Origin of the sequence: Rhodanobacter humi (assembly GCF_041107455.1) — a bacterium.
In the GTDB taxonomy this organism is placed as follows: domain Bacteria; phylum Pseudomonadota; class Gammaproteobacteria; order Xanthomonadales; family Rhodanobacteraceae; genus Rhodanobacter_A.
Genome location: NZ_JBGBPY010000001.1, coordinates 2,882,178 through 2,899,227 on the forward strand (window position 1 = coordinate 2,882,178; position 17,050 = coordinate 2,899,227).

Genomic DNA, 17,050 nt, shown 5'->3' on the forward strand with positions numbered 1-17,050 from the left:
TGTTCCCGTGAGCTCGATCCGTGCCGTTGCGACAGACGATGGCGCCAAGCCGCTGTGGTCTGCGCTGGCGTTCTTCTTCGTGATGACGTCGTACTACATCATCCGGCCGGTGCGCGACCAGTTGATCGGCGCGGTGGGATCGCAATCGCTGCCCTTGTTCTACGGCGCGGTGTTCGTGGCGATGCTGCTGCTGACGCCGCTGTTCGGCGCATTGGTGGCGCGGTTTCCGCGGCGGCTGCTGCTGGGCTGGAGCTACAGCTTCTTCATCGTCTCCCTGCTGGCCTTCGTGCCGGCGTTCGTGGCGCAGGATCGCATCGGTGCGCGCGAGTTGGGCGTGGTGTTCTTCGTCTGGGGCAGCGTGTTCAACCTGTTCGTGGTGTCGCTGTTCTGGAGCGTCATGGCCGACATCTTCAGCAGCGGCCGGGCGCGCCGGGTGTTCTCGCTGATCGCCATGGGTGGCATGGCCGGGGCGATCTTCGGCCCGCTGGTGACCAAGCTGCTGGTGCAGCTGATCGGCGTGGCGCCGCTGCTGCTGGTCTCGGCGCTGGCGCTGGGCGGCGCGTTGGCGCTGTTGCTGCACGTGTCCGCGCAGCACGAACTGGCGCGGCCGGGGCAGCGGGCCGGCGCGGCGATCGGCGGCTCGCTGTGGGCCGGCGCCAAGGAGGTGTGGACGCGGCCGTTCCTGCGCTACATGGCGCTCTTGATGCTGTTTGGCGACGGCATCGGCACGCTGGCCTACGCACTGGTGGCCGACTACGCGAAGCTGCACTTCGCCGGCGCGGTGGCGCGCACTGCGTTCTACAACGATCTCGACCTCGCCACCAACACGCTCGGCGCGCTGCTGCAGCTCACGCTGACCCGCTGGCTGTTGATCCGCCGCGGCGCAGGCTGGGCGCTGGTGCTGCCCGCACTGGTGAACGTGGCGTTGCTGCTGATGGTGGCGATCGGCGGCCACGGTGCCGTGGTGATCTCCGGCTACGCCGTGTCGCTGCTGGCGATCATGATGGCGACCACGCGCGGCTTCGCCTACGGCATGACCAAGCCCGCAGTGGATGCGTTGTACACGCGGGTGCCGCGCGAGACGCGCTACAAGGGCAAGAACTTCGTGGAGACCGCGGTGTGGCGCTTCGGCGACCTGGCGGTGACCAGCGCGGTGAGCGGCCTGCGCATGCTGGGCGTGGGCGTCACCGGCTTGGCGCTTGCGGGCACCGGGGTGGCGGTGCTGGCGACCTGGGTGTCGCGCCGGGCGGGCTGGTCGCCCGACCTGGCGCCGGACGAACCGGCGACGCGGAGCAAGGCCACGGCATCGGCCTGAGCGTGCTTGCCGCTGCGCCGTCCCGCGGACGCGATTCAGCCGGTGATGTAGCGTTCCAGATGCTCGATCTGCTCGGCCTGGGCGTCGATCACCGCCTTCACCAGGTCGCCGATCGAGATGACACCCACCACCTTGCCGCCTTCGAGCACCGGCAGGTGGCGCACGCGGCTGTCGGTGCACAGGCGCATGCAGTCGAGCACGTCGGTCTGCGGTCCCACGGTGAGCGGGTCGGCGCGCATGATGTCGGCCACCGCAGTCTGCGCCGAGGAGCGGCCCTGCAGGATCACCTTGCGCGCGTAGTCGCGCTCGGAAACCACGCCCACCAGCTGTTCGCCGCGCATCACCAGCAGGGCGCCGATGCGGTGTTCGGCCATCAGCTTGATCGCCTCCAGCACGGGGGCGCCCGGCGCGATGGTGTAGATGCTGCCACCCTTGCCTTCCAGCAGATGCCTGACCTGACGCATGTCCGGACTCCGGTTGAACCCGCGGATGGGGCGGAACCAGTCTAGCGCCGGCGCCAGCGGCGGGTGTAGCCGTGCCGTGAAGCGCCTTTTGAAAAGTGCGGCCAAGGATGGCCGCCCATTTGATTTTCGCGATCAGGGATGATCGCAGAAGTAGCCCAAAGTGCGGCCAGGGATGGCCGCCCGTTTGATTCTCGCGATCAAGGACGATCGCAAAGGTCACCGCCCCTCGATGTAGGACGGCCCGCCGAGTTGGCGCATCTGCCGCTCGATCCAGTCCGCACGGCGCAGCACGTAGGCGCTGGGGTGGTCGGCGTGCAGGCGCCGCGGGCTGGGCAGCACCGCGGCCAGCCGCGCGGCCTGCGTCGGCGTGAGACGCGCGGGCGGCATGTGGAAATAGATTTCGCTGGCCGCACCCACGCCGTAGATGCCGTCGCCCAGCTCGGCGATGTTCATGTACACCTCGAGGATGCGCCGCTTCGGCCAGGTCAGCTCGATCAGCACGGTGAAGTACGCCTCCAGTCCCTTGCGCACGAAGCTGCGGCCGTTCCACAGGAACAGGTTCTTCGCGGTCTGCTGGCTGATCGTGCTGGCGCCGCGCAGGCGCGCGCCGTCGTCGGCCGCGTCGATCGCTTCATGGATGGAGTCGAAGTCGAAGCCGTGATGGAACGGGAATTTCTGGTCCTCGCCGGCCACCATCGCCAGCGGCACCCACGGCGACACCCGCGACCACGGCACCCAGTGCTGGCGCAGGCGGAAGTCGTGCTCGCCGTGCAGCCAGGCGCCGACGTGCCGCTCCAGCATCACCGCCGAGGTCACCGGCGGCACGAAGCGCAGCACCAGCACCGCGAACCAGGTGAGCACAATCCAGGCCAGCGCGGCGAAAGCGATCCAGCGCAGCAGGCGACGAAAGGATGGGCGACGGAACATGGCGGACGGCTGGCGGAAATCCGCGGCAGTATAGAGGCGGCCATTGCGCGGGCGGGGTTCGCCCCCATCTGGCGACGATAATCTTGCGAGGTGATTCGTGGAAACCGTACTGGTCGAAGATGTGCTGCACCGCTTCCTGCTCGAACGCGCCGGCGTGCGTGGCGCGCTGGTGCGGCTGGGGCCGGCATGGCGCGAGGTGGCTGGCCGTGCCGACTATCCCGGCGAGGTGCGCGAGCTGCTCGGCGAGGCGCTGGCGGCCAGCGCGCTGCTGACCGCCAACATCAAGCTCGATGGCGAGCTGTCGGTGCAGCTGAAGAGCACGGGTGCCCTGCGCCTGCTGTTCGCCGAATGCACCGACCAGGGGCGCCTGCGCGGCCTGGCGCGCTGGGAGCCGCCGCTGCCGCAGCCGTTGTCGCTCGAAGCGCTGCCGCAGGCGGTGATGGCGATCACCATCGGCAACGTGGAGCGCGGCCGGCGCTACCAGGGCCTGGTGGAGCTGCGCGCGGCGGACCTGGCCGGTGTGCTGGAAAACTATTTCGCCCAGTCCGAGCAGTTGCCCGCGCGGCTGGTGCTGGCCGCCGACGGCGAGCACGCGGTGGGCCTGATGCTGCAGAAGCTGCCCGACGAGGGCGGTCGCGCCGCGGCGCAGGACGAGGATGCGTGGACGCGGGTGATGCATCTCACCACCACGCTGGGCGCAGCCGAAATGCTGGCCACGGCTCCAGAGCAGCTGCTGTACCGCCTGTACCACGAGGAATCCGTGCGCCTGTTTGAGCCGCGCCCGCTGGCGTTCGGCTGCAGCTGCAGCCGCGAGCGCGTGGCGGCGATGCTGCGCTCGCTGGGCCGCGACGAGGTGGAGGCGACGCTGGACGCGCAGGACGGCCAGATCGAGGTGAACTGCGAGTTCTGCGCGCAGCGCTACCAGTTCGACCGCGTCGACGCGGAGCACCTGTTGCGCGATGCCGGCGGGGCGGGCATCACCGGCACGGCGTAGGAGCGGCTCCTACGGCAGCCGATGCTCCGGGCGCAGCCAGTATTCGGCGGTCTGCGCCTGCGCGAACAGGAAGCCCTGGCCGTAGCGGCAACCCACGTCGAGCAGGGCCTGCCGCTGCGCGGCCTCCTCGATGCCCTCGGCGATCACCTGCATGCCCAGCGAGTCGGCCAGCACCTGGATCGCGCGGATCACCGCCGTGCCCTGGTCCTTGCGTTCGTCGCCGAGTTCGGTGACGAAGGAACGGTCGATCTTCAGCGTGTCGAACGGATACTGGTGCAGGTAGCTCAGCGAGGAGTAGCCGGTGCCGAAGTCGTCCAGCGCGATGCCCACGCCCTGGTGGCGCAGGTTCTGCAGCATCTGCTTCACCTGGGTGGGATTGTCGAGCAGGGTGCGCTCGATCACCTCGATGCGGATGCTGGACGGCGGCACGCGATGCCGTTCCAGCAGCGCCAGCAGGCGGGTGTCAAAGTCGGCGTAGCGGAAATGCAGGCCGGAGACGTTGATGCTGATGGTGCCCTTGGTGCCGACCAGCTGCGTGGCCTGGGCGCAGGCCTGTTCGAAGATCATCCAGTCGATCGCTTCGGCGCAGCCGGTCTCCTCGGCGATCAGCAGGAAATCCTGTGGCAGCAGCAGGCCGCGCTCGGGGTGGTTCCAGCGCAGCAGCGCCTCGTAGCCGGCGACGCGGCCATCGGCCAGCGCGACGATCGGCTGGTAGAACGGCACGAACTCGCGGCGGGTCAGCGCATGGCGCAGGTCGCTTTCCATGCGCAGCAGCGACAGCGCCTCGCGGCGCAGGCGGTCGTCGAACAGCGAGGCGCGATGGCGGCCGCCGTCCTTGGCGTGGTACATCGCCGAATCGGCGTCGCGCAGCAGCTCCTCGGGCTGGCGGTAGTGCACGCTGGCCATCGCGATGCCGATCGAGGCGGAGGTGAAGATCTCGCGTGCACCCAGCCGGAACGGTGTCTGCAGCTCGTTCAGCACGTGCTCGGCGATGCGCCGCGCGGCGTCGGCATCGGACACGTGCTCCAGCAGCACGGCGAACTCGTCGCCGCCGAGGCGCGCCACCACGTCGCGGGTCTTCAGGCAGGCGCGAATGCGGCCGCCGACCTGGAACAGCAGATCGTCGCCGACCAGGTGGCCGACCGAGTCGTTGATCACCTTGAAACGGTCGAGGTCGATGAACAGCACGGCGAATTGTTCTTCCGGATGCGCCTGGTAGCGCTGCATCGCCTGTTCCAGCCGCTGCAGCAGCAGGGTGCGGTTGGGCAACCCGGTGAGCGAATCGTGCAGGGTCTCGTATTTCAGCCGGCGCTCGATGCGTTCGCGCTCGGCGATCTGCTCGCGCAGGTCGCGGTTGGCCAGGCCCAGCGCGCGGGTGCGCTCCACCACGCGGCGTTCGAGGCTGGCGTAGGCCTGCTTCAGCGTGGCGTCGGCATGCTTGCGCTGCAGCGCGTTGGCGACGTGATAGCTGACGAAGGTGAGCAGCTCCTGGTCGCGTTCGGTATAGGTGTGTTCGGGCGAGTAGCTCTGCACCGCGAGCACGCCGCGCACCTGGTCGCCCCAGATCAGCGGCACGCCGAGCCAGCACACCGAGCGCGAACCGAAACGGGTGATCTCGCCGCTGGCGCACAGGCGGTCGATCGTCGCCGCGTCGGCCAGCAGCGGCCGGCCGGTGCGTTGCACGTATTCGGTGGCGCCGGTGCCGTGGCTGCGCGCCGGGCGGTCGCTGTCCACCTCGTCCACCGAGTAGGGGAAGGTGATCAGCTGGTTCTCCTCGTCGCCCAGCGCGATGTAGAAGTTGCGCGCGTACAGCAGGCCGCCGATCACGCGATGCACGGCCGGATAGAAATCTTCCAGGCTGTCGGTGGTGCTGGCCAGTTCGGCGATGCGGAACAGCGCGGCCTGCAGCCGCTCGCCACGCTGGCGCTGCAGCACCTGCTGGCGCAGCACGCGGTTCGCCTCGCGCAGCGCGGTGGTGCGGTCAGCGACCCGGCGCTCCAGTTCCACGTGAGCGCTGCGCCGTTCGATCGCGGTTTGCACGTGCTGTGCCACGTAGCTCAGCAGGTCGAGGTCGTGCCGGGTGTAGTGCACGCTGCTGCGATAGCTCTGCACCACGATGCAGCCGACGACCTGGCCGGCGCGGAACAGCGGCACGCCGATGCAGTGTTCGCAGCGCGGGCCGTGCAGCTGGAATTGGCCGCCGAGTCCCTGCGCCAGCTCGTCGGCGGCGCCGAACAGCGGGCGCCCATGGCGCAGCAATGTCCAGGTGATGCCGTGCAGCAGTTCGTGCAGCGGGACGTTGCGCGCGGGAGGCGGCGGATCGCTGTCGAGGGTGTCGACGTAGTACGGGAAGCGCACGCTGTCGCCGGCCGGGTCGTACAGCGCGATGTAGAAGTTCTCCGCGTACATCAGGCTGCTGACGATGGTGTGCAGCGAGCGCATCAGTGCGGGCATGTCGTGTTCGGCGCTGGCCTGCTCGGCGATCGCGTAAAGCGCGCGCTGCAGGCGCTCGGCCAGCGCCAGCCGCGAGATCGCCTCGTACAGGCGGCTGGATTCGGCCAGCTGGCGCAGGCGGGTGTCGGCGAGCCGGCCCAGCCAGGCCAGCTTTTCGCGCAGGGCCTCGGCCACCGGTTCGTCGCGGCTCAGCGTGAGTACGTGCTGGCGTTGGGTATCCTCCGCCAGATCGAAGCACCAGCCGGAAGCATGCGCGTCCCGGGTCTCCGGCGCCCGCCAGTGCAACTGGCCGGCGATCCCGAAGTCGGCCAGGATGCGTTCGCAGATTTCCAGCACGCTCGAACTGTCGTGGGCCTTCAGCAGTTGCTCGACCGCCGCAGGCACGCCCGCCGGATCGTCTGCCGGGGCGGGTACGGGCGTGGGGCGTGAGGTGGAAGCTGCAGTCATCAATGGGTCGACCCGGCAGTCGGGAGGCGGCGTGACGCCTCTTATATCCTGCGAATCGGTACCACCGCCAGCAGGAACCCCGGGGAACGCAGACCGGTCTATCGAGAAGCCGGTCACAGCACGGCATGGATTACTGTACCGCGGGCTTGTGCTGGTGTTAGTTAAATGTAAAATGCGATATACTTCAGTCCCCGCAATCGACTGATATCCACCGTATCGGACCTTCTGCCATGCGCCGCCTGCTTGTTCCACTGCTGCTGTGCCTGCTGCCGTTCGCGGCGGCCGGTCAGAGCGTGGACGATGCCAACGGCAAGCTGGCTGCGCAACTGCTGAAGCAGCCGCCGGCGCAGATGGCCGAAGTGCAGCCGGGCCTCGTGGTGCCGCTGTGGCGCGGTACGGATGGCCGCCTGTTCGTGCTCAAGGCGGACAACCGCAACGGCGTGCAGGCGCAGCGCAACGCACCACTCTCGTTTCATGTGGTCGACGCGTCGAGCGTGACCAGCGCCGGCCTGCAGTACGGCCTGACGCCCAACTGGCAGGCGCATGCCGATGTCAGCCAGCATTCCTGGATCAACAGTCCGCTGCGCGTGGTCGGCAGCGAGGTGGGCGCCACCTACCAGGACGGGCGCTACAGCCTCGGCCTGAGCGTGGGCACCAACAGCACGCCAAACAGCCCCAGCCTGCCGCGCGTGCTGCCCGGCGTCGCGCCGGGCGTCGACGGGCTTTCCGGCTTCGACAGCAGCTCCCAGCTCAATGCGCACGGCCGTCTCGCGCTGGGCAGCAAGAGCGGCATCGACGTGGGGGCCAGTGTCGGCCGCATCCATCTGCTGCCGGGCAACCTGCTGGGCATCAGCACGCTGGACCAGAAGGCGATCAGCTTCGGCGTCGACCACGGTCCGGTCAGCGGCAGCATCGTCGGCCGCACCATGCAACCGCTGGCTGGCGTGCCGGGCAACGGCTACGCCCCCGACCGTCGCTGGAACAGCATCGACCTCGGCGTGACCTGGCGTCTGCCGTGGCAGGGCTCGCTGAGCGTCGGCGCGCAGAACCTGTGGTCCTCGGGCACGCCGGCGAACACGCCGATGGGTCCCGAGCCGGACCAGTCGCGCACGCCTTACGTGCAGTATCACCAGGATCTCTGATCCGGCTTGCGGCGGAATCACCCTGACGAGAACGCCGTCGCCCAGCGACGGCGTTCTCGTTTGACGCGCCGCACGGCCGTCAGCGGATCGATTGCGCCGCCAACGCCACTCGCAGCGGCTCCAGTTGCCGCGCGTAGCTGCGCCACTGGCCCAGGCCCCGCGTGTGGATCGATTCGCGCACCTGCGCGCTGCTGGGCGTGGCAACCGGGGCAGCATTGCGCTCGGGCCTGAAGCAGGCTTCCTCGACAGCCAATCCACAGTGGGCCAAGACATCGCGCACCGTCGCCTCGGTGTCCTGCACGAGTGCGTCGTACGGTACGTCGAGAAGGGCGCCCGGCAGCGTGGCTTGCCAGTGCCGCACCAGTCGCGCGTATTGCCCGTGGTAGTGCGCAAGCGCGTCCAGCTCGTAGCTGTACGGGGAGATGTTGCCGAACATCGCCTTGTAGTTGGAAAAGCAGGTATCCATGGGGTCGCGCACCAGGTGCAGGATGGGGGCGTGCGGCAGGGCGCGCCGGATGAAGGCGACCATCTGGATGTTCGCGGGCAGCTTGTCGACGTAATACGCCTTGCCCTCCGCCCGCCACTGGGTCTGCTTCAGGTAGCGCTCGCCAAGCTCGCGGTAGTCGATGCGATCGCTGCGCCGGATGATTTCCAGCAGACCCTCGGATCGAGCGGGCACGACATCGGCGACCCAGTGCAACTGGCGCCAGAAATCGATGATTTCACCGGCCGAGGTGACTTGCGAGTGGCTGGAGAGGATCCGGTCCAGCAAGGTGGTGCCCGAACGGGGCATGCCCACCACGAAGATGGGGGTGGGGCCCGGTGGCCGTTCGACGCCCGGGCGCGGTTCGGCGCCGCCCGACATGCCGATCAGCGCCGTGGCGACCGCTTCCTCGGCCTCGGCATCGTAAGGATTCAGCGCATGCATGATTGCGTTGCAACGTGACAGCGCATCCCAGGCTTCCTCGTGGCGCCCCAGGTCGCCGAGCGTCTTGAAACGTGCGTACTCGAATTCCGCGCGCACGAAGCCGCGGTCGGCCTCCGCTGATTCGTGCGGCATCCGTCGCAATTGTTCCTCGATCCATTCCAGCCGCCGGGATTCGGGGCGCTGCTTGCGCAGGTTGACCAGCACCGTGATGGCGTCGCCGAAGCGCGGCCAGCGCACAAGGTTGCGCTCCAGCAGTTCCTGCGCCTCGTCGATCCTGCCGCTGAACTGGAGCAGCAAGGCATACATGTGCAGTTCGCCCGGTGAATCGGCTCCCGCGCGCAGTGCCCGCTCCATCAGTTCGCGCGCCCTGGCGATGTCGCCGATCGTGAAGCGGAGGTGAGCCTGGGCGGCCAGCAAGTCGGCGGGTGGTTCGGGCGCCTGTTCCAGCAGGTCGAGGCAGGCCCGCGCAACGATGATTTCGCCATTGGCAACAAGGTGTTGCGCGAGCGAGACGATCAGCGGTGCGTTGCGCGGAAGCCGGCTTGCGGCCTGCAAGAGCGGGCGGCTGGAGGCGCGGAAGCACCCGCGCTGGAACAGCACTTCGGCCAGTTCGATCAGCGTGGCGGTGTTGTAGGGCGCCTGGACGAGCCGGGATTCCAGGGATTCCTGGACACGGGCCAGCCGGGCTTCTTCCGATGCTTGATCCCGGGATTGGGGCCGCGGCGTGGCGGCTGTGGGTACCGTCGAGTTCATCAAGGGATGGTAGTTCCGCCGTTGGGTCGGCTCAATCGGTCCCTTTGACGCGGAACCGGGCATCTGCATCGCGACAGGCATGGGTTGCCAAGGCGTGGTCTTTCGAGTTATCGCAAATTAATACGACACATTTCCATTTAATGTCATGGTCTTGCAGATTATTGCGAGATTGCTTGAGTGCAAACATAAAGTTTTTGTTGACCAAGCATGTTCTCACGACTTATTTTTGCGTGAGGCAGGTTGTCCGTCGCAAGGATTTGTGAAGTTCCACTTCATGCTTGCGAAGCCAGGGGGCTTCCATAGATCTGCCGGTTTGATGTGTTTGAAATGCATCAGTCGTCCGTCCTGACAATTATTTGGGGAGAAACACGATGAGTATTCGCTACCGAGCCAGTGCTGGCGCCATGCGTTGGCGACCGACTGCCCTGGCGATCGCCATGGGCTTGAGCTTCAGCGGGGCCGCGCTTGCGCAGAGCACCGTCGGCAGCATTTTCGGTCAGGCGCCCGCCGCTTCGGGCGAGACCGTGATGGTCAGCAACACCTCCGGCTTCTCGCGCGAAGTGCCGGTGGACAGCGCGGGCCGTTACCGCGTCGATCACCTGCCCGTGGGCACCTACACGGTTACCTTGAAGCAGAACGGCACGGTCGTCAGCACGCACGACAACGCCTACGTCTCGAGCGGCGGCGCCGCGGGCGTCGACTTCGCCAGCGCCAGTACCAATGCCACCCAGCTGTCCTCGGTGACGGTCACGGCCAACGCGCTGCCCTCCATCGACGTCACCAACGTCAACTCGAGCACGGTCATCACTGCGGCTGATTTGAAGCGGCTGCCGGTGGCGCACAGTGCCGAAGCCATCGCGCTGCTGTCGCCGAACACCACGTCGGGCAGCGGCTTCTTCAAGGGTACGTCCGGCCAGTCGCTGGTGTCGTTCGGCGGTTCCAGCGTGTCCGAGAACGCCTACTACGTGAACGGCTACAACGTTGGCGAGCCGTACAAGAATCTGGGCGGCTTCCAACTGCCCTACGGCGCCATCGAGCAGCAGGAAACACTGACCGGCGGCTATGACGCCAAGTACGGTCGTTCCGATGGCGGCGTGATCAACCAGGTCGGCAAGCGCGGCACCAATGACTGGCACTTCGGCGGCCAGGTTTCCTGGCAGCCGCGTTTCCTCGAGGGCGATCCGACCAACTACCGCTACGGCAATCCCGCGATTCCGGCGTCGAGCAGCCTGGTCAACTACGCACCGGCCCCGAATGCGCCGGGCTCGCTGCGGCAGTACCGCAACAACAACAAGGAATGGCAGACGATCTATTCGGCCTACGTGGGCGGCCCGCTGATCAAGGACAAGCTGTACCTGTTCCTGGCCGGTGAAACCACCAAGACCCAGGGCACCAATGTCGAGATCATCGACAACGGCAAGGTGCAGGACTTCCACGACAAGGAAACGAAGTTCTACGGCAAGCTGGACTGGAACATCACCGACAGCAACGTGCTGGAGCTGACCGCGCTGCGCAACAACACCAGCCTCGGCGCCGGCTCGACCTACAACTTCGACTACGACACCCTGCAGAAGGGTGCGTACTCCAGCAAGAACGACGTCACCAAGGACAACGCCCAGTTCTATATCGGCCACTTCACCAGCTACATCACCGATGCGGCCACGCTGAGCATCACCGCCGGCAAGGCGCATTTCCAGGATCCGGTCGAGTACGGCAACACCAGCCCGCTGCCGTTCATTTCCCGCGGAAGCAATGCGACCCTGCCCGACGGTAGCCATCCTACCAATGCCCAGACCAATACTTCGTGGACTTCGCCCGGCGCGAAGAATTCCACCCGTGGCCTGCGCGTGGACTTCGACTACAAGCTGGGTGACCACGACCTGCTGGCCGGTATCGACAACATGTACTACCGGGCCATCGATCAGGGTCCGAACCAGCAGAACCCGTTCAATCCGGCAGTGAACTACTACTGGCGCTATGCGGCTGGCAACGTGGTGCAGAAGCGCGAGATCGGCTGGGCGACCAGCATGACCATGTCGCAGAAGGCCTACTACCTGCAGGACAACTGGCAGGTGGCCTCGAACGTCTACCTGAGCATCGGCCTGCGCAACGACCGCTTCACCAACTACAACGATCTCAGTCAGACCTTCGTCGACGAGAAGAACCAGTGGGAGCCGCGTATCGGCGCCAGCTGGGACGTGTTCGGCGACTCCTCGTTCAAGGTCTACGGCAACGCCGGTCGCTACTACCTGGCGCTGCCCAACAATGCGGCGGAGCGCGCAGCCAACCGCTCGACCTACCTCACCACCAACTACTCGTACACCAGCATCGACCCGGTCACGGGCATTCCGCAGGGCTTGACCCAGCTCGGGCCGACGACTTCGCCGGACGGCGAGACGGGTGCGCCCAAGGATCCGCTGCAGGTCGCCGCGCGCAACCTGAAGCCGGAGTACCTGGACGAGTTCATCGTCGGCTTCGACAAGAAGCTGGGCGACCACTGGGTCTATGGTGCCAAGGCGATGTGGCGTCAACTGAAGGCCGCGATCGACGACGAGTGTTCGCCGAGCCAGATCGACGCCAAGATGCAGGCCATGGGTGTAAATCCGGCACTGACAGCGGGTGCGACGAAGACGACGCCAGCCGGTCCCTATTACGATTCGCTGTACGGCGCCTCGTACTGCCGCTTGTTCAATCCAGGCCGTACCAACACGATGCTGGTCACTTCCAGCGACAGCAGCCACCCGGACATGCTCGTGCCGATGACCCTGAAGGACTGGGGCTTCGATCGTGGTGCCGTTCGCAAGTACGGCTCCCTGAACCTGTACCTGGAGCATCCGTTCGACGGCAAGTGGTATGGCCGGGTCGACTACACCTTCACCCGCGGCTTCGGCAATACCGAGGGTCAGGTGCGTTCCGACTTCGGCCAGGAGGACATTTCCAAGACCGAGGACTGGGACAGCTGGCAGCTGATGGACGGCCAGTACGGCGAGTTCGCCAACGTGCGCAAGCACCAGATCCGCTTCCGCGGCGACTACGAGATATCGCCGGAATGGCTGGTCTCGGCCACCTTGCTGGTGCAGTCCGGCATGCCGAAGGAGTGCCTGGGTTACTTCGGTCCGCTGACCCAAGGCCCGGCCGGCTACCTCCCCGGTGGTGCGAACGACCCGACCGGCTACAACAACACGAGCACCGGCAACTACCACTGGTGCAACGGCAAGCGCGTGCCGCCGGGTTCCAACGGCCACACGCCATGGACGGAACTGGTCAACTTCGGCGTGCATTACCGCCCGGCGTTCGCCGACCACAAGCTGGGCTTCAACCTGGACGTCTTCAATGCGTTGAACCAGCAGCGCGCGTTGCAGACCGATCCGTCGTTCCCCAGCTCCTTCAACCAGCTGAACAACACGCTTTACGTCAACACCAACTACCAGCAGCCGCTGTTCACCACCCCGCCGCGCACCGTGCGGTTCTCGGTGACTTACGACTACTGATACAGCAGACAGTTAGCAACGTTCTGCAGCCACCGGCCGTCATGGCCGGTGGCTTTTTTGTGGGCGGTCGTGACACGGGATGTGCCGGTGCGTGTGGCCAGGTGTGTCGAAGGACGGTTGACGGATACGGGATTCGTCAAAGGAGCACGCACGCTGTGGGCTGCGCACGCAGGTGCCAGATTCGTTGGCCCGAAGCCCACCCGGGTGATGGCTTCGGGACCCGGGTCAGTTCGCGGTGCGGATGCGCAGGTCGCCGCTGAAGGTCTCGACGTTGATCGAGCCGCTGCCGTTGCCGAGGCGGGCATCGAGCTTGCTGCCGGGGCCGTGTTCGGATTTCTGCGCGCTGCCGAAATCGCTGCGCAGGTCGCCGCTGAAGCTGCTGGCATGTACGGTGGCGGAGGTGCCGGCGGGCAGTTGCAGCTGCACGTTGCCGCTCATGCTGTCGATGCCGAGCTTGCCGTCCGGCGCGAGGCCGCCGGCGATCTGTACGTCGCCCGACACCGTGCTCAGCGTGAGCTGGCGCCACGGGCCACCGCTGGCCTGGATGCGGCCGGAGATGGTCTGCAGTTTCGCCTGTTCCCCCAGCACGGGGGCGAGGATGTCGCCGCTTACCGTCTGCAGGCTGGCCTGCATGGCATGGCCGGCGAGTTCGATGTTGCCGCTGACGCTGTCGACGCTTAGCGAGGGCGTGCGCGCGTTGATCCGCGCGCGGCCGCTGACCGTGTTGACGACGATGCCGCCGCCGTCCATGCCGTCGATCACCAGCGGTGCGCTGACCACGCGCACGTCCAGCGTGGCGCCGCGTGGCACGTGCAGGTCCAGCACGGTCGGCGCCATCCGGTTGTCGCTGCCCCAGTTGAACCAGCCGCCGCCCCCCTGGGGCTGCACCTCGATCGCGAGCTGGCCGTCGCTGCCGGTGATCGCCAGCGGCTTGGCGCCGTCGCCGAGCTGGCCGCCCACCTGCACCGACGGGCGATCCCAGGCGGTGACGCGGACCTCGCCGGAGACGTTGCTGATGCTGATGCGCGCGGTGGGCGTGGCGGCATGCTGCAGGTTGATCGGCGTGTCGGCCAGGGCCTGGCCGATACACAGGCACAGCAGCAGGGGAGCGTAGCGTGGGATCTTCATGGTCGTTCCTGGCGTGGATCAGCCGGCCTCGTGGACGAGATGGCGCAATTGCGTCTGTTGCTGTTCGGTGCGCGCCAGCAGGCGCTGCAGCGCGCGCGAATGGGGAGATTGCTGCATGGCCTGCTGCAGTTCGAGGCGGGCCGCGTCCAGCTCGATCGCCGCGCCGCTGAGGCGCGGGTCGGACGGATTCCACGCCGATTTCGCCAGCGCGGTTGCCCCATCCGTCGCCGTGGTGGCGTTGCGGTGCAGGCGCAGGCCGATGCTGCCGGCCAGCAGGAAGGCGCTGGCCAGCGCGGCGGCCAGCAACCAGGGCTGGCGCGTGGCGCGTCGCGTGGCTTGCGGCGCCGTCACGTTGCCGTCGTGCGCTTCCAGTGCGGCGTCGATCGCGCCCCACAGGTCGCGGCCAGGCGCGATCGGCTGGCGCAGGCTGCGCATCTGCTGTCGCCATTCGAATTCGTTCATGGTGTTTCTCCCAAGGCCCGGCGCAGCAGTTGCCGCGCGCGATGCAGTTGCGCTTTGGACGTGCCGACGGCCATGTCGAGTTCGTTGCCGATTTCCTCGTGCCGCCAGCCTTCGATGTCGTGCAGCACCAGCACGGCGCGTGCGCGCGGCGGCAGCTTGCCGATGGCGCGCTCGAGTTCCTCGCGCTCGGCGGCGCAGAACGGTGTCTCGCCGTGTTCGGGCAGCTTGTCCTCGTCCACGAAGCCGACCGGGTCGGCGCGGCGGGCGCGGAGTTCCATCAGCGCCACGTTGATCGCGAGGCGGTACAGCCAGGTGCCGAACGCGCTCTCGTGGCGGAAGCCGGGCAGCTTTTGCCAGGCGCGCACGAAGGCTTCCTGGGTGAGGTCCTCGGCGCGGGCGTGGTCGTAGCCGGCGAGCCGGCACAACGCACCGTGGATGCGCTCGACATGCCGGCGATACAGCCGCTGGAACGCCAGCCGATCACCGGCCGCCGCCGCGTGTACGTCGTCGGTGTCGTGGTCAGCGGCAGCGGAGGCTGGCGGCATCGAGCGGTCGGTGGCGGGACAGGCGGCGATCATCTTGCCAGCTTGGATGCCGCCGCGGGCGCCAGGGTTTGCATCGTCGCGGATGCATCGATCCGCGACGATGGGGTCATCGTCAGGCCGTGGCCGCCTTGCGCGGCATGGCGTCGGCGCCCAGCGCATCGGCCACGCGCTGCTGTTCCGCGCGCAGGGCGGCGGGCAGGCGTGGAGCGAAGCCGTCGAGATATTCGCCGATGGCCGCGAGTTCGACTTGCCAGCCGGCCCGATCCACCGCGAGCAGCTCGGCCAGCGTGGCTGCATCCAGCTTCAAGCCGTCGAGCTTGAGTTCGCCGGCGGCGGGCAGGGTGCCGATCGGTGTTTCGGTACCGCGCGCCTTGCCATCCACGCGCGCGATCATCCACTCCAGCACGCGCAGGTTCTCGCCGAAGCCCGGCCACAGGAACTTGCCGTCCTTGCCCTTGCGGAACCAGTTGACGTGAAAGATCTTGGGCAGCTTCGCGCCGGGTCGGTCGAACGACAGCCAATGCGCGAAGTAGTCGCCGTAGTGGTAACCGGCGAACGGCTTCATCGCCATCGAGTCGCGGCGCAGCACGCCGACCGCGCCGGTGGCGGCGGCGGTGGTTTCCGAGCCCATCGCGGCGCCCATCAGCACGCCGTGGGTCCAGTCGCGCGCTTCCATCACCAGCGGCAGAAGCGAGGGGCGGCGGCCGCCGAACACGATCGCGCTGATCGGCACGCCCTGCGCGTCCTCGGCCTTCGGCGACCAGGTGGGGCACTGCTTCGCGCTCACAGTGAAGCGCGAATTCGGATGCGCGGCCGGACCGTTCGCCGGGTCATACGGGCGACCCTGCCAGTCGGTGACCGGCGTGCCGGGCAGACCTTCCCACCACGGCTGGTTGTCGGCGGTGACGGCGACGTTGGTGAAGATCGTGTCGTGCGCGATGGACTTCAATGCGTTCGGGTTGCTGCTGTCGCTGGTGCCCGGCGCCACGCCGAAGAAGCCGGCCTCGGGATTGATCGCGTACAGCCGGCCATCCGCGCCGGGGCGCATCCAGCAGATGTCGTCGCCCACCGTCCACACCTTCCAGCCATCCTTGCGATAGCCCTCGGGCGGAATCAGCATGGCAAGGTTGGTCTTGCCGCAGGCGGAGGGGAAGGCGGCGGCGATGTAATGCGTGTCGCCCTGCGGATTCTCGATGCCCACGATCAGCATGTGCTCGGCCAGCCAGCCCTCGTCGCGGGCCTGGTTGCTGGCGATGCGCAGCGCGTGGCACTTCTTGCCCAGCAGCGCGTTGCCGCCGTAGCCGGAGCCGTAGGACTTGATCGTGCGCTCGGCGGGGAAGTGCATGATCCAGCGGCGTTCCGGGTCAAGTTCGCCGGTGGAGTGCAGGCCCTTCACGAACGCACCCTCGCGCTCGATGCGCTCCTGCGCCGACTTGCCCATGCGGGTCATGATGCGCATGTTGGCGACCACGTAGGGGCTGTCGGTGATTTCCACGCCGCAGCGCGACAGCGGCGAATCGATCGGGCCCATGCAGTACGGGATCACGTACAGGGTGCGGCCTTCCATGCAGCCGTCGAACAGCGCGTCGATCTTCGCGTGCGCCTCGGCCGGGGCCATCCAGTGGTTGTTCGGGCCGGCGTCTTCCTGATTCGGGTGGCAGACCAGGGTGAGGTGTTCCACGCGTGCCACGTCGGACGGGTTGGAGCGATGCAGGTAGCAACCCGGGTGGGTCGCCTGGTTCAGCTCGATCAGGGTGCCGTCGGCCAGCATCTGCCGCAGCAGCGCCTGGTATTCGGCCTCCGAGCCGTCGCACCAGTGGATCTTCGCGGGGCGGGTTTGTGCCGCCACCTCGCCGACCCAGCGTTCGAGCGCTTCCAACGTGCTTGCCATCGTGTCCTCACTGGTCTTGAGAAAAAAAAGTGGAGGAACCGTAGTTTGCACGCACTGGCATTGCAAGGATGCTTGCAGCAAAAAATCGCCGGGAGCGATTTTTGACATC

Annotated in this window: 12 protein-coding genes; 4 read left to right on the plus strand and 8 right to left on the minus strand. The window is 67.2% G+C overall.

What is annotated here, in order from left to right:
• The first annotated feature begins 7 nt into the window (after positions 1-7).
• A complete protein-coding gene (locus AB7878_RS12755) occupies positions 8-1,315 on the plus strand; it encodes an NTP/NDP exchange transporter (RefSeq protein ID WP_439653796.1) in 1,308 nt (435 codons plus the stop codon).
• 35 nt (positions 1,316-1,350) lie between these two features.
• Here AB7878_RS12755 and AB7878_RS12760 read toward each other — a convergent pair whose 3' ends face one another.
• Positions 1,351-1,779: a CBS domain-containing protein gene (locus AB7878_RS12760; protein WP_369494733.1), complete on the minus strand. Its 429-nt coding sequence runs from the start codon at positions 1,777-1,779 to the stop codon at positions 1,351-1,353.
• A 216-nt stretch (positions 1,780-1,995) separates the two neighbouring features.
• Positions 1,996-2,706: a monofunctional biosynthetic peptidoglycan transglycosylase gene (gene mtgA, locus AB7878_RS12765; protein WP_369494734.1), complete on the minus strand. Its 711-nt coding sequence runs from the start codon at positions 2,704-2,706 to the stop codon at positions 1,996-1,998.
• A 97-nt stretch (positions 2,707-2,803) separates the two neighbouring features.
• On the opposite strand from mtgA, the gene hslO reads away from it, so the two are divergent.
• A complete protein-coding gene (gene hslO / locus AB7878_RS12770; RefSeq protein WP_369494735.1) occupies positions 2,804-3,700 on the plus strand; it encodes an Hsp33 family molecular chaperone HslO in 897 nt (298 codons plus the stop codon).
• Positions 3,701-3,709: 9 nt separating this feature from the next.
• On the opposite strand, the gene AB7878_RS12775 is transcribed toward hslO, so the two are convergent.
• The gene (locus tag AB7878_RS12775) at positions 3,710-6,601 is read right to left on the minus strand and encodes a bifunctional diguanylate cyclase/phosphodiesterase (RefSeq protein ID WP_369494736.1); all 2,892 of its coding nucleotides are present in this window, start codon (positions 6,599-6,601) and stop codon (positions 3,710-3,712) included.
• A gap of 230 nt (positions 6,602-6,831) precedes the next feature.
• Between AB7878_RS12775 and AB7878_RS12780 the strand changes: the two genes are divergently transcribed.
• Positions 6,832-7,743: a hypothetical protein gene (locus AB7878_RS12780; RefSeq protein WP_369494737.1), complete on the plus strand. Its 912-nt coding sequence runs from the start codon at positions 6,832-6,834 to the stop codon at positions 7,741-7,743.
• 79 nt (positions 7,744-7,822) lie between these two features.
• Here AB7878_RS12780 and AB7878_RS12785 read toward each other — a convergent pair whose 3' ends face one another.
• Entirely contained in the window at positions 7,823-9,505 is a 1,683-nt protein-coding gene (locus AB7878_RS12785; protein ID WP_369494738.1) for a tetratricopeptide repeat-containing sulfotransferase family protein, read from the minus strand.
• 290 nt (positions 9,506-9,795) lie between these two features.
• Here AB7878_RS12785 and AB7878_RS12790 point away from each other — a divergent pair, with 290 nt between their 5' ends.
• Positions 9,796-12,915: a TonB-dependent receptor gene (locus AB7878_RS12790; RefSeq protein WP_369494739.1), complete on the plus strand. Its 3,120-nt coding sequence runs from the start codon at positions 9,796-9,798 to the stop codon at positions 12,913-12,915.
• Positions 12,916-13,140: 225 nt separating this feature from the next.
• Here the strand turns inward: AB7878_RS12790 and AB7878_RS12795 are convergent, their stop codons facing one another.
• The 4 genes from AB7878_RS12795 to AB7878_RS12810 form a co-directional block, all read right to left on the minus strand.
• Positions 13,141-14,043, minus strand: coding sequence for a DUF4097 family beta strand repeat-containing protein (locus AB7878_RS12795; RefSeq protein WP_369494740.1), 903 nt, complete (start codon positions 14,041-14,043; stop codon positions 13,141-13,143).
• Positions 14,044-14,061: 18 nt separating this feature from the next.
• Positions 14,062-14,505 (minus strand): hypothetical protein, encoded by a 444-nt coding sequence (locus tag AB7878_RS12800; RefSeq protein WP_369494741.1) that lies wholly within the window; start codon positions 14,503-14,505, stop codon positions 14,062-14,064.
• Positions 14,502-15,050 carry an RNA polymerase sigma factor gene (locus AB7878_RS12805; protein ID WP_369495766.1) on the minus strand — a complete coding sequence of 183 codons (549 nt, stop codon included), beginning with the start codon at positions 15,048-15,050 and terminating at the stop codon, positions 14,502-14,504. Before AB7878_RS12805 ends, AB7878_RS12800 begins: the two co-directional genes overlap by 4 nt.
• A gap of 112 nt (positions 15,051-15,162) precedes the next feature.
• Positions 15,163-16,941, minus strand: a complete 1,779-nt coding sequence (locus AB7878_RS12810) for a phosphoenolpyruvate carboxykinase (GTP) (RefSeq protein WP_369494742.1) — start codon at positions 16,939-16,941, stop codon at positions 15,163-15,165.
• Between the last annotated feature and the right edge of the window lie 109 nt (positions 16,942-17,050).